14 protein-coding genes are annotated in these 17,754 nt (G+C 73.7%); 7 read left to right on the forward strand and 7 right to left on the reverse strand.

Annotated elements, in window-relative coordinates:
• Positions 1 to 48: 48 nt before the first annotated feature.
• A complete protein-coding gene (locus ACWDRR_RS23490; RefSeq protein WP_449774151.1) occupies positions 49 to 1,362 on the reverse strand; it encodes an MFS transporter in 1,314 nt (437 codons plus the stop codon).
• A 133-nt stretch (positions 1,363 to 1,495) separates the two neighbouring features.
• On the opposite strand from ACWDRR_RS23490, the gene ACWDRR_RS23495 reads away from it, so the two are divergent.
• Positions 1,496 to 2,431 carry a LysR family transcriptional regulator gene (locus ACWDRR_RS23495; RefSeq protein ID WP_449774152.1) on the forward strand — a complete coding sequence of 312 codons (936 nt, stop codon included), beginning with the start codon at positions 1,496 to 1,498 and terminating at the stop codon, positions 2,429 to 2,431.
• A 126-nt stretch (positions 2,432 to 2,557) separates the two neighbouring features.
• On the opposite strand, the gene ACWDRR_RS23500 is transcribed toward ACWDRR_RS23495, so the two are convergent.
• Genes ACWDRR_RS23500 through ACWDRR_RS23510 form a run of 3 tightly spaced genes read right to left on the reverse strand, consistent with a single transcriptional unit; the run spans position 2,558 to position 4,078 of the window.
• Entirely contained in the window at positions 2,558 to 2,779 is a 222-nt protein-coding gene (locus ACWDRR_RS23500; RefSeq protein ID WP_449774153.1) for a hypothetical protein, read from the reverse strand.
• A gap of 23 nt (positions 2,780 to 2,802) precedes the next feature.
• A complete protein-coding gene (locus ACWDRR_RS23505; RefSeq protein WP_449774154.1) occupies positions 2,803 to 3,390 on the reverse strand; it encodes an SMI1/KNR4 family protein in 588 nt (195 codons plus the stop codon).
• The gene (locus tag ACWDRR_RS23510; RefSeq protein WP_449774155.1) at positions 3,374 to 4,078 is read right to left on the reverse strand and encodes a DUF6000 family protein; all 705 of its coding nucleotides are present in this window, start codon (positions 4,076 to 4,078) and stop codon (positions 3,374 to 3,376) included. The genes ACWDRR_RS23505 and ACWDRR_RS23510 overlap by 17 nt, the downstream gene beginning before the upstream one ends.
• Before the next feature lie 286 nt (positions 4,079 to 4,364).
• On the opposite strand from ACWDRR_RS23510, the gene ACWDRR_RS23515 reads away from it, so the two are divergent.
• From ACWDRR_RS23515 to ACWDRR_RS23530, 4 genes are all read left to right on the forward strand, one after another.
• Positions 4,365 to 5,306, forward strand: a complete 942-nt coding sequence (locus ACWDRR_RS23515; RefSeq protein ID WP_449774156.1) for a MerR family transcriptional regulator — start codon at positions 4,365 to 4,367, stop codon at positions 5,304 to 5,306.
• 437 nt (positions 5,307 to 5,743) lie between these two features.
• Positions 5,744 to 7,249: a hypothetical protein gene (locus tag ACWDRR_RS23520; protein WP_449774157.1), complete on the forward strand. Its 1,506-nt coding sequence runs from the start codon at positions 5,744 to 5,746 to the stop codon at positions 7,247 to 7,249.
• A gap of 442 nt (positions 7,250 to 7,691) precedes the next feature.
• Positions 7,692 to 8,858, forward strand: a complete 1,167-nt coding sequence (locus ACWDRR_RS23525) for a methyltransferase domain-containing protein (protein WP_449774158.1) — start codon at positions 7,692 to 7,694, stop codon at positions 8,856 to 8,858.
• A gap of 522 nt (positions 8,859 to 9,380) precedes the next feature.
• Positions 9,381 to 10,403 carry an alcohol dehydrogenase gene (locus tag ACWDRR_RS23530; RefSeq protein WP_449774159.1) on the forward strand — a complete coding sequence of 341 codons (1,023 nt, stop codon included), beginning with the start codon at positions 9,381 to 9,383 and terminating at the stop codon, positions 10,401 to 10,403.
• Positions 10,404 to 10,477: 74 nt separating this feature from the next.
• On the opposite strand, the gene gndA is transcribed toward ACWDRR_RS23530, so the two are convergent.
• Both gndA and ACWDRR_RS23540 read right to left on the reverse strand, forming a co-directional pair.
• The gene (gene gndA / locus ACWDRR_RS23535) at positions 10,478 to 11,923 is read right to left on the reverse strand and encodes an NADP-dependent phosphogluconate dehydrogenase (protein WP_449774160.1); all 1,446 of its coding nucleotides are present in this window, start codon (positions 11,921 to 11,923) and stop codon (positions 10,478 to 10,480) included.
• A 9-nt stretch (positions 11,924 to 11,932) separates the two neighbouring features.
• Positions 11,933 to 12,193 (reverse strand): co-chaperone GroES, encoded by a 261-nt coding sequence (locus tag ACWDRR_RS23540; RefSeq protein ID WP_449774161.1) that lies wholly within the window; start codon positions 12,191 to 12,193, stop codon positions 11,933 to 11,935.
• Positions 12,194 to 12,613: 420 nt separating this feature from the next.
• Between ACWDRR_RS23540 and ACWDRR_RS23545 the strand changes: the two genes are divergently transcribed.
• Both ACWDRR_RS23545 and ACWDRR_RS23550 read left to right on the forward strand, forming a co-directional pair.
• Positions 12,614 to 14,854, forward strand: a complete 2,241-nt coding sequence (locus ACWDRR_RS23545; protein ID WP_449774162.1) for a protein kinase domain-containing protein — start codon at positions 12,614 to 12,616, stop codon at positions 14,852 to 14,854.
• A 2-nt stretch (positions 14,855 to 14,856) separates the two neighbouring features.
• Complete coding sequence (locus tag ACWDRR_RS23550) at positions 14,857 to 17,289, forward strand: protein kinase domain-containing protein (protein WP_449774163.1); 2,433 nt, start codon at positions 14,857 to 14,859, stop codon at positions 17,287 to 17,289.
• Between the two features lie 87 nt (positions 17,290 to 17,376).
• On the opposite strand, the gene cspE is transcribed toward ACWDRR_RS23550, so the two are convergent.
• Positions 17,377 to 17,589 (reverse strand): transcription antiterminator/RNA stability regulator CspE, encoded by a 213-nt coding sequence (cspE, locus tag ACWDRR_RS23555; protein ID WP_449774164.1) that lies wholly within the window; start codon positions 17,587 to 17,589, stop codon positions 17,377 to 17,379.
• Positions 17,590 to 17,754: the final 165 nt, after the last annotated feature.

Below are 17,754 nucleotides of genomic sequence, written 5' to 3' on the forward strand. Positions count from 1 at the left end.
GGCCGGGGGCCGGTCGGGGGGCGCGCGGGAGGCCGCGGCAGCAGCCCGTCAGGCGCGGCTCGGTGCCGGTTCCGATTCCGGCTCCGGCTCCGGCTCCGCGTCCGCCGCCCCGGCGCGGAGGACGGCCGAGCGACGGGGAAGCAGCAGTGGGGTCGCCAGCAGGAGCAGACCGGCCAGGCCGAGGGCCGTCCGCGGGCCGAGCAGGGCGCCCAGCACACCCCAGAGGGCCGTCAGCAGCGCCGTCGAGGCCCTGGTGGTCACCGCCCAGGCGGACAGGGTGCGGGCCACCCGGTCGGTGGCGGTACGCCGGAGCCGGTGGGTGGCCGAGACGGGGTTGAAGACCCCGCAGCAGAAGATCAGGCCGAGCTCGACGCCCATCACCAGCAGCAGTCCCCCGGTACCCGGCCCCAGGAGGACCAGGCCGACGGGCCAGATCGCGCGCAGCGCCCCGGACACCACCAGGACCTGGTGCTGCCCGAACCGGGTGGCGAGCGGTCGGGCCAGCCGCGAACCGACCAGGCCGCCGATCGCGGGCGCGGCGAAGGCGAGGCCGTACTGCCACGGTGCGAAGCCGAGCCGGTCGAGCATCAGGACGGCCAGCAGCGGCTCGGTGGCCATCACCAGACCGTTGAACAGGACGGTGTTGAGGAACAGCGGGCGCAGCGTGGCGTCGGCGAGGATGTACCGCCAGCCGTCGAGCAGGTCGCCGGCCCGCAGGCGCCCGGCCTTCCGGGCTGCGGGCGGCGGCTCGTGCCCGCCCGTCGCGCGGATGCCCAGGGCCGAGAGCAGGTAGCTGACCGCGTCGGCGACCACCGTCGCGACCGGGCCGAGGAGCCCGACGGCCGCGCCGCCCAGGGGCGGTCCGATGATCGTGGTCGTCCAGGCCGTGGACTCGAACCGGGCGCCCGCGACGAGCAGGTCCTCGGCCGGCAGCAGCGTCTTCAGGTACGCGCCGGAGGCGGCGCGGAAGGTGATGTCGGCCGCCGCGACGACGACCGAGACCAGGAGGAGTTGGAGGAAGGTGAGCACGCCGAGCGCGAACGCGGCGGGGATCGTGAGCAGCGCCGCGAACCGCGCCAGGTCCATCGCGATCAGCACCGGCCGCTTGCGGCGGAACTCCACCCACGGGCCGAGCGGCACCGCCACGACCGCGCCCACCGCGGCCCCCACGCTGGAGAGCGCGGCTACCTCGGCCGGTCCGGCGTGCAGCACCTGGATGGCGATCAGCGGGAGGGCGCCGAAGGCGAGCCACGTGCCGAGCGCACTGGTCCCGTACGCTCCCCAGAGCCACCCGAACTGTCTCCCCAGGCGCGGTCCGAGCAGTCGTCCGATCAGCTGTCCCAGCCGGTTCCCGCTCCTCATGCCCGACGCCCCTCGTCGCTCACCCGCACAACCGATCCGCGATCGGATTCATCAAAGCGAGCGCCATACCCGGGGATCAAACAACCGCAGGGCCACCAGCCACAACCACCCGTTGTGCCCTTAGGGTGCCGGCATGGATCTCGACACCGTCCGGACCTTCGTCGCCGCCGCCGACGCGGGGCAGTTCCAGGAGGCCGCCGCCGAGCTGGCGGTCACCCAGCAGGCCGTCTCCAAGCGGATCGCCGCGCTGGAGCGCAACCTCGGCGTGCGCCTGTTCACCCGCACCCCGCGCGGCGCCGCTCTCACCATCGACGGGCAGGCCTTCCTGCCCCACGCACGCGAGCTGCTGCGGGTCGCCGAGCGCGCGGTCGCGTCCGTCCGCACCGGCCGCCGCCCGCTGCGCGTCGACGTGCTCACCTCGCGCAGCGCGCAGTCGGGCCTGATGCGCGGCTTCCACCGCGCGTACCCCGACATCGAGCTCGACGTGGTGATGCTGTTCGACATCGACGCGGCCGTCGCCGCCATCCGCTCCGGTGCGATCGACGCCTCCTTCCGCGCCGTCGCCGCACCCGGCCGGCCGCTCCCCGAGGACATCGAGTCCGTCCGGGTGCTCGACGAGTCGCTCCAACTCCTCACCGGCCCGGCCCACGCGCTGGCGGGCGCCCGTTCGGTGACCCTCGCCCAGCTCGCCGGGCACCGGATCTGGATGCCCGGCATCGTCCCCGGTACCGAGTGGACCGCCTACTACGACGACCTCGTCGCCGAGTTCGGGCTCACCATCGAGGCGACCGGCCCCAACTTCGGCTCCGACGCGCTCCTCGACACCATCGCCGACACCCCGGCCCTGGCCACCTTCATGGGCGAGCAGACCCGCCTCATCTGGCCCGCCGGCCACGGTCTGCGCCGCATCCCGGTGACCGACCCGGCGCCCGTCTACCCGCACTCCCTCCTCTGGCACCGCGACAACCCCCACCCGGCACTGGCCACCCTCCGTGCCCACCTCACCGCCACCGCGGCCGGCCACGACGACGCCGGGACGTGGACGCCGGACTGGGTGATTCCACGCTGAACGCCGCAGCGTCCGCCCTCGTCGAGGCCGGAACGACGGGCCGACGGGCCGACAGGCCGAACCAACAGTCCCGGCCCGCAAACGGACCTCCCGGCCACCACTACCGCAGGTGGTCGGGAGGCCCGGTCACGCGACCAGGCGCAGCCAGGCCGCCGCGAGAGCGGCGTGCCCGGCCGGCGTCGGGTGCACACCGTCCGCGGCCCAGTGCTCCGGCCCGGTCGTTGCGGCGAGCCCGGCGAACATGCCGTCGGCGGCGAGCAGATGCGCGCTGTACTTGCGCGCGAGCCCGCGCACGGCCTGGATCTTCGGATCCAGGTCGGTGCGCCACTCCGTCCGCCCCTGCGCCAACGGGACGAAGCATCAGTGTTTCGCTATGCGCCGCAGGACAGTCTGCTTGCGGCCTGGTCCCATGGCCGAGGCTCGACCAGGTCGTCCCTGTCGAAGGCGTCCTCCTCGAACCAGCCCGTCCCCGCGAGCCATGTCTCCAGCCACGTTGCGAGGCTGGCGGAGTCGAGGAACCAACACTGATCCCACGATCCGCCGCTGTACGGGTTCGGCTCGAAGAGCAGGACCTGGCCGTCCTCACTGAGGCAATCAACGGCTGCGTACATGGCGCAGCCCCAGGTCAGGATCGGTACGACGCCTTCGGGCCACTCCGGGTGCTCCACTCCAACGGATGCCTCACGTCGCGTCAGGTATTCGCCGACGACGCTCGACCCCGGACCGAGCAGCGGCAGCAGTCGGTAGTCGGGGCCGAAGCCGCCGTCGGCGACCTCGCGATACAGGCGCGCGAGTAGGGGATGCAGCGCGAAGCCCAGTCGCCCCTCGGCCTCCGCGATCCGGGCCTCGCCGGCAGGCGCGGGAAGGTCCTGGTTGTCCGATGCGGCCCGGCTGGCAACGCGCTGTACGAGGTCATCAATGTCGGTCACGACCGTGATGCTGTCAGAGCCCGCCGACATGTCGACGGCCCGGGACGACGGGCGGACTGGTGGGCGACAGGACGCTCAGAGAAGACGGGCGATCAATGCTCGTTTCCAGTGCTGCGAAGAGTTCAGCGCACTCGCCGGCGAAGGAGCACAGCTGGTCCACGAACTGCCGAATACGCTGTGGATCCCGGTCCCCTTGAGGCTGAGCGTCGGTCCACTGGTGCCACAAGCCGTCTACGGCAAGGTAGCGGGATGCGTGCTCGGTCCCGAGGGTGGCATCGAGGTGAAGCAGCGCGCCAAGAGCAAGGCCTTGGTCGTAGACGAGGTCAGGCCGCAGCAAGTAGTGATCAAGGTATCTGCACAGCAGATCCGCGTCGGCACTGTCACCGAACGTGGCAAGAGTGACGCAGTAGGCCGCGCCGGCATAGGGCCCTCCGCTGGCCAGCAGAAGTTCGCCGATACGACTTCGGAACTCAGTCCTGCCGGCTACAACAACCAGCCAGGAGGCAGTCTTGCACTCTCGCCACCCACCTTCGAAGAGGATGCCGAGCTCAGCGGGGGTGATCTCCGAGGCAGCTCGGACCAACTCCCTCATGAACAGATCGCGCTCAGGCCCGCTCAACCGCAGCGAGCTTCCACCCAACCGAAGGTACCGGCGTCCGGGCGTGACGAATCGGCGGACCAAGCCCGACAGCTCGGGGTCAGTGCTGGTATGACGCATGGCTGCATCCTTGCCCGGGTCAACACCCGGCTTCCAACGGCTTAACCCCAGGGGCCGCCTCATCCAAGTCATCCAGAAGCTCCGCGAACGCGTCCGCGAGCCGCAGCTACGGCCGGCTCAGAGAGGTCGAAGGAATCCAGGTCAGCATCGACGCCGCCACCGCCAGGCTCAACAGAGTCATTGTCAGGACCTGTGGAGGGGGCGGGGACGGCCTGTCCCCGCGCTGACGGGGTCTCCTGGAGGATGGGCTTGAGTCTCCAGTAGGGGGAGACGCGAGGGTGGGGACATGGACGACGACACGCTGTACACGATCGGGGCGCTGGCCCGGCGGACCGGGCTGACGGTGAAGACCATCCGGTTCTACTCCGACACCGGAATCGTGCCGTCGACCGACCGCAGCCCGGCCGGCTACCGGCTCTACGACCTCCGCGCGCTCGCGCGCCTGGACCTCGTGCGAACACTGCGTGACCTGGGACTCGACCTCGCCGTCATCCGGCAGGTGCTGGACCGGGAGGTCTCGGTTCCCGAGGTCGCGGCAGCGCATGCCGACGCCCTGGACGTGCAGATCAGCACCCTGCGACTGCGTCGCGCGGTACTGCGAGCGGTGGCCAAGCGGGGCTCCACCCCCGAGGAGATGGACCTCATGCACAAGATCGCGAAACTCTCCGACGACGAGCGCCGACGCCTCGTCACCGAGTTCATCGACGACACCTTCGGCGGCCTGGACGCCAATCCCGACTTCGTGGCCATGATGCGCTCGGCCATGCCCGACCTGCCGGACGACCCCGAACCGGATCAGGTCGAGGCATGGGTGGAACTCGCCGAACTCACCCGGGACCCGGGCTTCCGCACCGCGGTGCGCCGGATGGCCGAGCACCAGGCGGCCGAACGCGCGCAGGGGGACACCACCGGTCTGCACCACGACCTCACCGAGACGGTCCGCGAACAGGTCGGGCACGCCCTCACGGCCGGCATCACTCCCGCCTCCACCGAGGCGGCAGCCGTCATCGACGCCCTAACCGCCCGCTACGCCCAGGTCTTCGGCCGCGCCGACGACACCGACCTGCGCCGCTGGCTGCTGACACGCCTCGAAGTCGCCAACGACCCGCGCGCGGAACGCTATTGGCACCTCCTGGCCGTCATCAACGGATGGCCCGTCCCACCGAGCCTGGCGCCGGTGTTCTCCTGGTTCATCGAGGCCCTGCGCGCCGGTTTCGAGCAGGAGTAGCCCGCTGGCACCTCTGCTCCCGCCGAGGCCCTCGCGGTGCTGAGACCATCAGGCCGCGAGGCCCTCGGGGCGCTCCACCGGCGCCGGCCACGGTCGGAGCGGGCCCCGCCGGCTGGGTCGGCGAGCTCACCGGAAAACAGCCGGCCACACTCGAAGGCGCCCACATCCTCTGTCACGCAGCGGGCAGCATCGCGCCTTTCGACCGAGCCGCCGAGGCCCTGCTCTCCGCCCTCCCGAGCTCGGATTGACCCGGCGCCGGAGCATGGCGACGTGGCGCACTGCAACGATCACGCATTGTGCCCGAGGCATGAACAGGGCCGTACGGGACGGGTGTTGCCGTGACGCGCTACCTCGGCCGCACGACCTGTCCCGTCGCCTCTTCACCGGCGCCGCCAACGCCGTCGACGCGGTACCTTGATCGCTGCCAGAATGTCCCGATGTCCTCCTCCGTTCTTGCCGAGCCGTGGCTGCGCGGTGTCGCGACCAACCCGGCTGCGCCGTCCGAGGTCCTGCTGCGTCTGCTCGCCCCGCAGGGGCGCGCCCTCTGGACGGTCCTCTGCCAGGAGCGCGACCTTCCCGCAGAGGTCGTCGAGGCGGTGCTCACGCACCCCGAGCGGGCGGTGCGCCGCGGCTTCGCCCGTAACCGGCACGCCGCTCCCGAGCAGCGCGGCCGACTGGTCGACGATCCCGATTCCCTGGTCCGCGCGGCCCTGGCCGGAGGCCCGCGCCCACGCCTGCGCAGGGCCGAGCCGCTGCCCGACGACGTCCTGGAAACCCTGCTGACCGCGGAGAACGACGACCGCCCGGACCAACTGCTCACCGCTGCCGAGATCCGGCAGGAACTGGAGTCCTCCGGGCAGATCCCGCAGTCGTTCCGCCGCAGGATGCTCGATCACCCGAACCCCGAACTGCGGGCCCAGGCCGCCGGCATGTGGCTGTGGCTCACTCCCGGACAGCGCGATGCGCTCCTGGCCGACCCGGACCCCGCGGTGGCCGGGGCCGCCCACGGTCACAGCCGGACTCTGGACCCGGCGGCGATGGAGGCCGACCTGACGGAACGCGACTGCCACCACCGGTCGCTCCTGCTCGGCAACTACGCCGTCTCCCACGCCGTGGCCGAACGGTGCCTCGCGGAGCGGCGCAACCTGTGGTCGCTCGCCCACAACACCCACACCCCCGGCGACATCGTCGCCCGCCTGGCCCGCGACCCCGATCCCGACGTGCGTCGGCAAGTGGCCGCCCGAGCCGATCTCGACCCCTCGGTGCTGGCGGAACTGGCCCGGGACCCGGACCGTGCCGTACGGACCAGGGCCCTGCTGCAGCCGCTCCCCCGGGCCTGGTCGCAGCGTGCCGCCATCGACCGGGTCATGGGCCACCCGGCCGAGTGCATCGGCCCGGTCGACGAGATGATCACCGAGCCGCGGACGAGCTGGTACGAGGCGTGCGCCGGGTCCGAGGATCCGGCGCTGCGCCGGGTCGCCGCGACCTGCCCCCTCCTGCCGGAAGAGCTGGTTCACCGCCTGGCGAACGACCCCGACGCGGACGTGCGCCACCTGCTGGCCTACAACCACCCGCTGGCCCCGCCCACGACCGTCCTCGACGCCTTCGTCGCCACGCCGCGCCAACGCCCCTACCTGCTCACGCTCTCCCGCCTGCCCCGCACCGGTCTTGACCGGCTCCTCCACCACGACGACCCCGACGTCCGCGCCCTGGCCGCGGCCGACACCGGCCTCGCCCAGCCGCCCGTCCACCTGCTCGCCGACCCCGAACCGCGCGTTCGTCGAGCCGCGGCCGCCAACCCGCGCCTTCCCCTCGACCTGGTCTCCTCCCTCCTGGAGGACCCGGAGCACGCGGAGGGAGCCGCGGCCAATCCGAGCCTCCCCGCCGAACGCCTCCACGAACTGCTCGACCACGCCGGTCTGCCCCGACTCGCACCGCGGTGAGGCCGGCAGCTCCGTGAAACCCCAGGTGGATGGCCGTCTCGTCGGCGCGGTGGCGTGCGCCCGTGACACAGCTCGACCTGGACGCCCGCGTCCTGGTGAACCTCCGGCACCATGACTTCACCGGCCACGGACCGCACGGCTACCGGTGGGTCGATGTGAAGGCCGAGGGGCCCGAGCGGCTCCTGCGGGGCGTTGCCCCCGGGCCGCTCAGCCCCAGGGAGCGCGGGCGCAGCAGTCGGGAGCCCCCGCTGTACTGCTGCGCGCCCGCTACCGCTGTCGCGCGGGGGCGGTCAGGATGGCCGGGTTGTCGTCCTGTGCACGAAGGGGGCCTGATGGGAAGTCACGAGAAGCCTGCGCCGGACCCGGGCACGGGCGACCCGCCACCGGGGAACGCGGACGGCCAGGTCCCGAAGCCGCCGCCGGGCGACGGGAAGCACAAGAAATGACCGTCGGTACGGCCCTGCTGCGGGCGCGCCTGGACGAGGCGATGGTCGCGCGCGGAGCCTGGCCCGAGCGGTCGCCGTGGCTGCGCGAGGCCGTGGCGGCGTTGCCGCGCGAGGAGTTCGCGCCGGACCGGTTGTGGCGGTGGGACGGGCGGGCGTACGTGCCGGTGGACCGTCGGGCCGATCCGGACGGCTGGGCGCGGGAGTTGTACGGCGAGCAGGACGCGGCCGCGGTCACCCAGGTGACGGGCGGGCTGCCGTCGTCGAGTCTGTCCGCGCAGGGCGTGGTGGTCGACATGCTCGACAGTCTGCTGCTGGAACCCGGGCACCGGGTGTGGGACATCGGGACGGGGCAGGGCTGGAACGCGGCGCTGGCGGCGTGGCGGGCCGGCCCGGGCCGCGTGGTGTCGACCGAGGTGGACGCTGGCCTCGCCGCGTTCGCACGCGGGCGGCTGGCCGCCGCCGGCCTCCGGGTGGCTGTCGTGGTGGCGGACGCGACCGCGACGGTGCCGGACGTCCCGGTGGATCGGCTGATCGCCACCTACGCGGTCGAACGGGTGCCGTGGTCGTGGGTGGCGGCGGTCCGGCCCGGCGGGCGGCTCGTCGTCCCCTGGGGCCGGCTCGGGCACGTCGCCCTGGACGTCGGCGACGACCACCGGCAGGCGTCCGGCTGGGTCCAGGGCCTCGCCCAGTTCATGGCCGACCGTACCGCCGGCCCGGTACCCGCGGGTGGGCACGCGGGATACGCCGCGGTGCGCGGCACCGGGGCGCCCGAGACGAAGCGCGTGGTCGAACGCGACCTCGCCCCGCTCGCGGACGACTGGGACCTGCGGTTCGCGTTGCGCGTCGCCGTGCCGGAGGCCGCGGTCGTCACCGGCACGGACGAGGACGGGGTGTCGGCTTGGGTGCACGACGCCGACCGGTCCTGGGCGGCGTTGTCGGCCGTCGGAGACGGCACGGTGACCATGTACCAGGCCGGGCCCCGGCGGATCGGCGACGAGCTGATGGCCGCCTGGGCGCAGTGGGAGGGGTTGGGCCGGCCCGGCCCGTACGACTACGGCATGACGGTCCGCCCGGACGGCCAGTTCGTCTGGCTGCACGATCCGGTGGACGGCCCGCGCTGGCCGGCGGCCGGGGCCGAAGCGGCCGGCGGGCCGGCTCGTTGAGGCCGCGCCCCGGTCGCCCCGGGCGGCCGGGCGCCTGACCCCGCTCCGCCCCGGGACGACCCGACCGCGGCCTCAACGAAGACCTCCTCGCCGGCATCCACGGCTGCCGGCTCCTTCACGACCGGTACACCGGGACTCCGACCGCGAGCCCGAGCGCCAGCGGCCCGGCGGCCCGGCGGCGCGGATCTGCGCCAGGTCCTGTGGTGCCCCTTCGACCCGGCGAGACCGACCATGACCACCGTCGGCGACGGCTGCCACCAGCGGCTCCACGCCTGCCCGACGTCGCCGGAACACCCGCACACCGCGCCGCTCCAGCAGCCGGCCGGCGGTCCCGCGCGGATCCGCACGCCGGTTCACCCGATCGGCGCAGGAACGCGGCCGCGATGGGCCGAACCGGTGCGTCCGCAGGCCGCCGCCCGCCGTGCGCGATCGGGCCGGAACTGATGTGCTGGGCGCGGGAATGCCGTTTTTGGGGGGTGCCGTAGCAGTACCAGGTCGTGCCAGTGCTTGGGAGAGATCCGGATGAGTACCTATCGAGTCGCACAAGTCCCGTCCGCCGGTGGTCGCTTCGAGATCGTCGAGCGTGACGTACCGCAGCCCGGCCCGGGCCACGTACGGATGGCGGTGGAGGCGTGCGGGGTCTGCCACAGCGACACCGCCTTCGTGGAAGCCCTGCTGCCGGGCGTGCGGTTCCCGCTGGTGGCGGGCCACGAGATCGCGGGGCGCATCGAGGCCGTGGGCGAGGGCGTCCACTCCGGCTGGCAGGTGGGCGACCGGGTCGCGGTCGGCTGGTTCGGTGGCAGCTGCGGCCACTGCCGGCGCTGTCGACAGGGCGACTTCATCGTCTGCGAGACCCTGAAGGTCCCCGGCTGGGCGTACGACGGGGGGTACGCCGACGCGGTGATCGCACCGGTGGACGCCCTGGCCCGGATTCCGGACGGGCTGTCGGCGGCCGAGGCGGCCCCGCTGGGCTGTGCGGGCGTCACGACGTTCAACGGGCTGCGGCGCAGCTCCGCCAAGCCGGGCGATCTGGTGGCGGTGCTGGGCATCGGCGGTCTCGGCCACCTGGCGGTGCAGTACGCGGTCGCCATGGGCTTCGAGACCGTGGCCATCGCCCGCGGGGCCGCCAAGGCGGACTTCGCCAAGGAGCTCGGCGCGCACCACTACGTCGACAGCACGGCGGGCCCCGGCGTCGGGGAGGCGCTCCAGTCGCTCGGCGGAGCGCAGGTGGTCCTGGGGACGGCCGCGAATTCCGCCGCGATCACGGCCACCGTGGACGGTCTGGCCACCCGGGGCGAGCTGGTGGTGATCGGCGCGGACGCCGCACCGCTGGGCATCAGCCCGAACCAGCTGCTCATGAGCGGCAAGATCATCCGCGGCCACCCCTCGGGCACCGCGCAGGACGTGCAGGACACCATGGAGTTCAGCCTGCTCCACGGCATCCGCCCGATGATCGAGACGGTGCCGCTCGACGGGATCGCCGCGGCCTACGACCGGATGCTCTCCGGCGCCGCCCGCTTCCGGATGGTGGTCACCACCGGCTGACCCCCCGCGCACCCGCGTGCCACGGCCCTACCGGGTTCGCCCGGTAGGGCCGTGGCACGCGGCAGGCGACCCGGTCAGCGCTCCTCCTCCGGGCGGTCCGCCTCCTCCCAGCGGGTGTGGAACACCCCGTCGCGGTCGACCCGCCGGTAGGTGTGCGCGCCGAAGAAGTCCCGCTGCCCCTGGATCAGGGCCGCCGGCAGCCGCTCCGCCCGCAGGCTGTCGTAGTACGCGAGCGCGGTCGCGAAGCCCGGTGCCGGCACGCCCAGCTGCGCCGCCGTCGAGACCACCCGCCGCCAGGCCGACTGCGCGGACCCGAGCGCCTCCGTGAAGTGGGCGTCGGTCAGCAGGGTGGGCAGCGCCCGGTCCTCGTCGTACGCGGCCTTGATCCGGTTGAGGAAGCGCGCCCTGATGATGCACCCGCCGCGCCAGATGGCGGCCATCGCGCCGGGGTCGATCTGCCAGGAGTACTCGGCGCTGCCCGCCTGGATCTGGTTGAAGCCCTGGGCGTACGCGACCATCTTGGAGGCGTAGAGGGCCTGCTCGACGTCCTCGGCGAAGCGGTCGGAGGCGGCGCTGTCGAGCCAGGTCTCGGTCGGTCCCGGCAGGCCGCGGCCCGCCTCGCGCAGGGGCACGCTGCCGGACAGCGAGCGGGCGAAGACCGCCTCCGCGATGCCGCCGACGGGGACGCCGAGTTCCAGCGCGGTCTGGACCGTCCAGCGTCCGGTGCCCTTCTGCTCGGCCCGGTCCAGCACGATGTCGACGAAGGGCCGGCCGGTCTGCGGGTCGGTGTGGGCGAGGATGTCCGCGGTGATCTCGATCAGGTAGGACTCCAGCCGCCCGCCGTTCCAGGTGCGGAACACCTCGGCGATCTGGGCCGGCTGCATGCCCGCGGCGTGGCGCAGCAGGTCGTAGGCCTCGGCGATCAGCTGCATGTCCGCGTACTCGATGCCGTTGTGGACCATCTTGACGAAGTGGCCGGCACCGTCCGGTCCGACGTGCGTGCAGCAGGGCCTGCCGTCGACCTTCGCCGCGATGTCCTCCAGCAGCGGACCCAGCAGCCGGTACGCCTCCACCGTGCCGCCCGGCATGATGCTGGGGCCCTCCAGCGCGCCCTGCTCGCCGCCGGAGATGCCGCTGCCGACGAAGTGCAGCCCGCGCTCGCGCAGGGCGGCCTCCCGCCGTCGGGTGTCGAGGAAGTGGGCGTTCCCGCCGTCGACCAGCACGTCGCCCTCGTCGAGCAGCGGGACGAGCTCGTCGATGACCGCGTCGGTCGGATCACCCGCCTTGACCATGACGACGATCATGCGTGGGCGTTCGATCGCCGCGACGAAGGCCTCCGGCGACCCGGCCGGGACGAACTCGCCCTCGTGGCCGAACTCCTCCAGCAGGGCGTCGGTCCTGGCCCGGGTGCGGTTGTGCACGGCGACGCGGTAGCCGTGGCGGGCGAAGTTCCTGGCCAGGTTGCGGCCCATCACGGCCAGTCCGGTGACACCGATCCGGGCCTTCGGCTGCTCGGTCATCAGGCTCTCCTACTCGGCGGACAGCGAGAGGATCTCGTCCTCGGGGACCTCCAGGTACGTCTCCCCCTCGACCTCGATCGCCGAGCCGGAGAACGTGGCGAAGACGATCCGGTCGCCGACCTTGACGTCCACCGGGTGCGGCTTGCCGCTCTCCAGGGGCCGGCCGGGTCCCACCGCCACCACCTCGCCCGTACGGGTGTCGGCGTCCGCGGCGGGTTCCCCGATCGGCCGGACGACCAGGCGATCGTGCTCCGGGTGGAAGTCGGGCATGGGGTGCTCCTCTGAACTGGGCGGTACTGAACCGGGCGGTACGGGTGCGAGCGGGGGGACCGGCGGAACCGGGCGACGGAGGCGCGGCCGAAGCGGTCCCCCTTCGATTCTGCCGGGGTTCCCGGATCCTGCACGGTGTGACCACGGGCTTTCGGCCGCGTGGAGTCGGGGCCACCCGGCTGCGCGGCGTCGTGGCCGCCGGCCTGCGGCGTCGCGGGACCGCCCGGGCCTGCCGCTCCGGCGCCCGGGCCTCACACGAACAGCGGAGCGGCTCGGCGCCGGGGGTGAACGGCGGGCCCCGGTGGGCCGGTCACCGTCCCCCGGCCTCCGATCGAACACGGTTCTCGCGGAAACCGATGATCGCCTGTCATGCCCGCGCGGTTCCCCCTAGCCTGTGAGGGCTCACGGGAGGGGGACACGTTGGAGCAACTCGGAGCCGCGGACCCGCGACAGGCCGGGCCGTACACGCTCATGGGGCGGCTCGGGGCCGGCGGCATGGGCGCGGTCTACCTGGGGCGGTCGGCCGGCGGGCGGACCGTCGCGGTCAAGGTGGTGCGACCGGAACTGGCCCAGGACGGGTCCTTCCGGGCGCGCTTCCGGCAGGAGGTGGCGGCGGCCCGGCAGGTCTCCGGGGCGTTCACCGCACCGGTGGTGGACGCCGACACCGAGGCCGCGACGCCCTGGATGGCGACCGCCTTCGTGGTCGGCGTCCCGCTCCAGGACGCGGTGGCCCGGCACGGCCCGCTGCCCGAGGAGACCGTGCGGACGCTGGCCGCCGGCCTGGCGGAGGCCCTGACCGAGGTGCACCGGGCCGGGCTGATCCACCGTGACCTGAAGCCCGGCAACGTGCTGCTGGCGCTGGACGGCCCGCACGTCATCGACTTCGGCATCTCCCGGGCGGCCGACGGCACCGGGTTGACCACGACCGGCGCGGTCATCGGGTCGGCGCCGTACATGTCGCCGGAACAGGCGCTGGGCGAGCCGCTCACCCCGGCGAGCGACGTGTTCGCGCTCGGCTCGACGGTCGCCTACGCCGCGCTGGGCATCCGGCTGTTCGGCGACGGTGCCGGGGCGGCGGTGCTGTTCCGGGTGGTGAACACCGAGCCGGACCTGGGCGGGCTGCCGGACGGGATCCGGCACCTGGTCGCCGGGTGCCTGGCCAAGAACCCGAACCACCGCCCGACGCCGCGCCAACTGGTCGAACTGGTGGAGCGGATCGGCCGCCCGGATCCGGCGAGCGGCTGGCTCCCGCCCGCCGTCGCGACGGACGTGGTCGCCGCTCGTGCCGTCCTGACCGCACTGCCCCTCCCGACCCCCGCGGCGGAACCGCCCGCCGGCCCTCCCGCCGCCCCGCCGCCGGTCCCCGCCGATCGGACTCCCGGGGACGCGGTGCCCGGTCGCCGCCCGAGCCGCCGGGCGGTGCTGTTCGGCGTCGGCGGCGGCGTGCTCGCGGCAACGGGGGCCGCCACCACGCTCGCCCTGCTGAAGGACCGGGGCGGTGCCGGAGCCGAGGCCCGCGGCCCGGGCAGCACGCCGTCCGCCCCCGTCCGCCCCTCGGGCGCCGACGTGCCCGAGATCAAGCCCGGCTGGCAGGTGACCCAGCCGAACCCCTGCCCCCAGGTGCTCTCCGCGGACGGCGTGGTGGTCTGCGTCTCCATCCTGAAGATCTGGGGTGTGGACGACGACGGGCGCACCAAGTGGACGGTGGACGGCGCCACCACCGGCGGTGTCTTCGCGATCGACCCGACCACCCCGCGCTCCGTCGCCGGGGTGGACGGCGGCCGGCTCTACCTCTACGGAGGGGCGACACCGTCGCCCGAACTCCTGGCCTTCACCCTGGCCGACGGGAAGCTCGACTGGCGGCTGGCGCAGGGCCGGAAGAACGCGGCGGGCGGCCTCTCCTTCGCCGGAATCCGCGCCGGCAAGGCCTATCTGCTCGGTCTCGGCGACGGCAACGACCACGGTGCCCTCGTCCCGGCCGGCACCCACGTCTGGACCGTGGACCTCGCCACCCGGCAGAGCCTCTGGTTCCACGGCGAGGACACCATGCTGCTCCAGTCGACGCTGCCGTCGGACGACCGGATCGTGGTCTCCAACCTCGACCAGCTGAAGGCCCTGGACGGGAAGGGCGAGACCGTCTGGGAACGCAGGCTCGCGGCGCTCGGCCTCGGAACCGCCGGGACGTACGTCCTCGCCCCGGACAAGGACGGCACGCTGACCGCCCTGACCCCGGACACCGGCAGCCCGGCGTGGACGGTCGGCGGCGTCGTCGGTGCCTCCCTGCGCGGTGACGGCTTCGCCACCAGCGAGGACGGCCGCGTGCTGCACGTCCTCTGGCAGGACGGGGACGGTGGCTTCTCGGTGGGCGCCGTGGACCCGGCGAACGGCCGCACCGCCTGGCGGACCCCGCTGCCGCCCGACTCCCCCGAAGCGCCCTACCTCGGCGCCCGCCTGCTCCGCGCCGACGGCAACCTGTACCGGATGGGCGCGGACGCCGTGCTGTGGGCGCTCGACCCGGCGAACGGCGAGGCCCGCTGGAAGTACTCCGGGCTGAAGGGCAAGGACACGTCGAAGCTGGCCTGGACGGCCGGCGCCGGCCGGCTCTGCGTCTCCGACACGACGACCCGGACGATCACCTCCCTGCCCGCGAAAGGGGCCTGAGCATGCGCCGGCTGGAGCCCGTCGACCCGACCCGGATCGGCCCGTACGCCCTGCTCGGCCGGCTGGGAGCCGGGGGCATGGGGGTGGTCTACCTCGGCCGGTCCGCCGGCGGACGGACCGTCGCGGTCAAGGTGGTCCGGCCCGAACTGGCCGGTGACGCGGGGTTCCGCGCACGGTTCCGGGCGGAGGTGACGGCGGCCCGGGCGGCCTCCTCCGCGTTCACCGCCCCGGTCGTGGACGCCGACACCGAGGCGCCCGTGCCCTGGATGGCGACCGCCTTCGTGCCGGGGGTCGCGCTGGACGAGGCGGTCCGGCTGGTCGGCGCGTTCCCCGAGCACGTGCTGCGCATCCTGGCGGCCGGGATCGCCGAGGAACTGCGGAACATCCACGCCGTCGGGCTGACCCACCGGGACCTCAAGCCGAGCAACGTGCTGCTGGCGCTGGACGGGCCGCACGTCATCGACTTCGGCATCGCCCGGGCGGCCGACGGCACCGCGCTGACCGCCGAGGGCACGGTCCTCGGCTCGGCCGCCTTCATGTCACCGGAGCAGGCTCGGGGGGAGCGGGCGGGCCCGGCGAGCGACGTGTTCTCGCTCGGCTCGACACTGGCCTTCGCCGGCACCGGCGGCACCGCGCCGTTCGAGGGCGGGCATCCGCTGCAGGTCCTGTACAAGGTGGTGCACGAGGAGCCGGACCTCGCGGCGGTGCCCGGCGGAGCACGACTGCTGGTCGCGGCCTGCCTCTCCAAGGACCCGGCCGACCGCCCGACGACGCAGCAGCTCGCCGCCTCCCAGGGCGAGGGACCGCTGACACCGGGGACCTGGCTGCACCCCGTGCTGGTCGCGGCGATCGAGGAGGCGGCGGCGGTGATGGCCCCCCCGACCACCGCCGTGCCCCTGCCGCCGCCCCCGCCGGCGCTGCCACCGGGGGCTCATCAGGCACCCGGGCACCCGGGGCCTCCTCAGGTACCCGGGCAGCCGGGGCCTCCTCAGGTACCCGGGCAGCCGGGGCCGGACCCGGGCGCGCTGCCGACCGCGCACCAGACCCTGCCGCTCGGGCCGGCCGCGCCCCGGCCCCGGCCCGGCCGCCGCAAGCTGCTCCTCGGCCTGGCCGGCGGGGTCGTGGTGGCCGGGGCGGGCGGCGGCACCGCGGTGTTCCTCACCCGCCCCGGCGAACACGAGAAGCCACGGCCCGCCCCCGGCGGCGCGGCACCGACCCCGTCCGCCGACCCGACCGACTACTCGCGCTCGCTGGAGACGGACGTGGTGGCGACCCCGCTCTGGACGGTGCCGCTGGTCGAACCGGTGATCGCGGTGACCGGCGAGGGCGACACCGTCGTGGCCGCCGGGATGGCGAGCGTGTGGGCGGTCGACCGCACCGGGCGGACCCGCTGGGGACCGCTGACCAACTACACCTCGCCGGCCGGCGCCGGCATCGGCGACTGCCCGGTGGCCGTCGGCGGCGGAACGGCCTACGTGATGGGGTACGGCGGCCCGAGCGACCTGACGTACGTCCTCAAGGCCGTCGACCTCGCGACCGGCGCCGCCGCCTGGACCCTCTCCCCGCCCGACCTGCGCATCTCCCCCTCGGCCTCGGTGGTCGGCATCCTCGACGGCCTCGTCTACGTCCACGGCGAGGCGAAGGGCACCTTCCCGCTGGCCGACCCGACCGCCCCGGCCTCCTACGCGGCGAGCTTCGTGTGGGCGGTGGAGCCGGCGACGGGCCGGCTCCGGTGGCAACTGGTGCGCCCGCACGACGTACTGGAGAACTCCAGGCTCTCCGTCCCCTCCTCCGGGACCCGCCTGCTGTTCGAGACCTACGCGATGGACCTCACCACCTACCGGAGGACCGGAAAGCTGGAGGCGCTCGACATCGGCAACGGCGGGAAGAGCCTCTGGGAGCAGCTGGCTCCCGGCAGCGGCAGCCTCGTCCCCGGGCTGCCCTTCTTCGCCGACGGCCCGCACACCTCGGCCGGCGGCTACTTCCTCCACCTGGCCGACCGGCTCTACGCGGTCGATCCGGCGGACGGGAAGGTGGCGTGGCAGTCGGCCGGGGAGTGGAACTTCCGGGGAGCCGTGGCGAGCCCCGACGGCAGCACCGTCTTCGCCGTGGGAGCGCACTACGCGAAGGCACGCACGGTCGTCCAGGCCTTCGACGCCCGGACCGGTGCGGTCCACTGGTCGGGCTCCCTGCCGATGGGCAACCTCCAGGACATGGCGGCGCACTACGCGGACGGCACCGTCTACATCTGGGTCCACGGCAGGGTCTGGGCGCTGGACCCGGCCACCGGCGCCCCCCGCTGGACCTTCGACTTCCACCCCAGCAGCGGCTCGGCGACCCCCGTGCCGTACTGGGCGGGCGGCGGCCGGATCTACGGCCCGACCGACAAGGGCCTGGTGGCGATCGCCGCCGACGGCAAGGCGGCCCATGGCTGAACCGGCCGGTACGCACGCGGCACCTGTCCCGGCGGCTCCGCCGGGGCAGGTGCCGCGTCGATGCGTACGAGGGCGCCGGACCGGGCCTCAGACGGCCACGACGTTCACGGCCGACGGACCCTTCGCGCCGGCCTCGATCGAGAACTGGACCCGCTGGCCTTCGACCAGGGTCTTGAAGCCGCTGCCCTGGATGGCGGAGAAGTGGACGAAGACGTCCTTGCTGCCGTCCTCAGGGGTGATGAACCCGAAGCCCTTGGACTCGTTGAACCACTTGACCGTGCCGTTGAGTGCAGTAGCCATCGCCGCTGTCCTTCCCTCGCCTACGACGCCACGTCGAAGGAGCCCCGCAGGCTCCCTGTCGTGGCCATGATCAATCGTCAGCGTACGGCCCACGGGCCTGCCGTGCGGGTGAAATCCCGAACAACCTGATGGCAGGCCAGCCCGTCGGGCGGCTTGGTGCGCCGG

The organism is Kitasatospora sp. NPDC003701 (assembly GCF_053587085.1).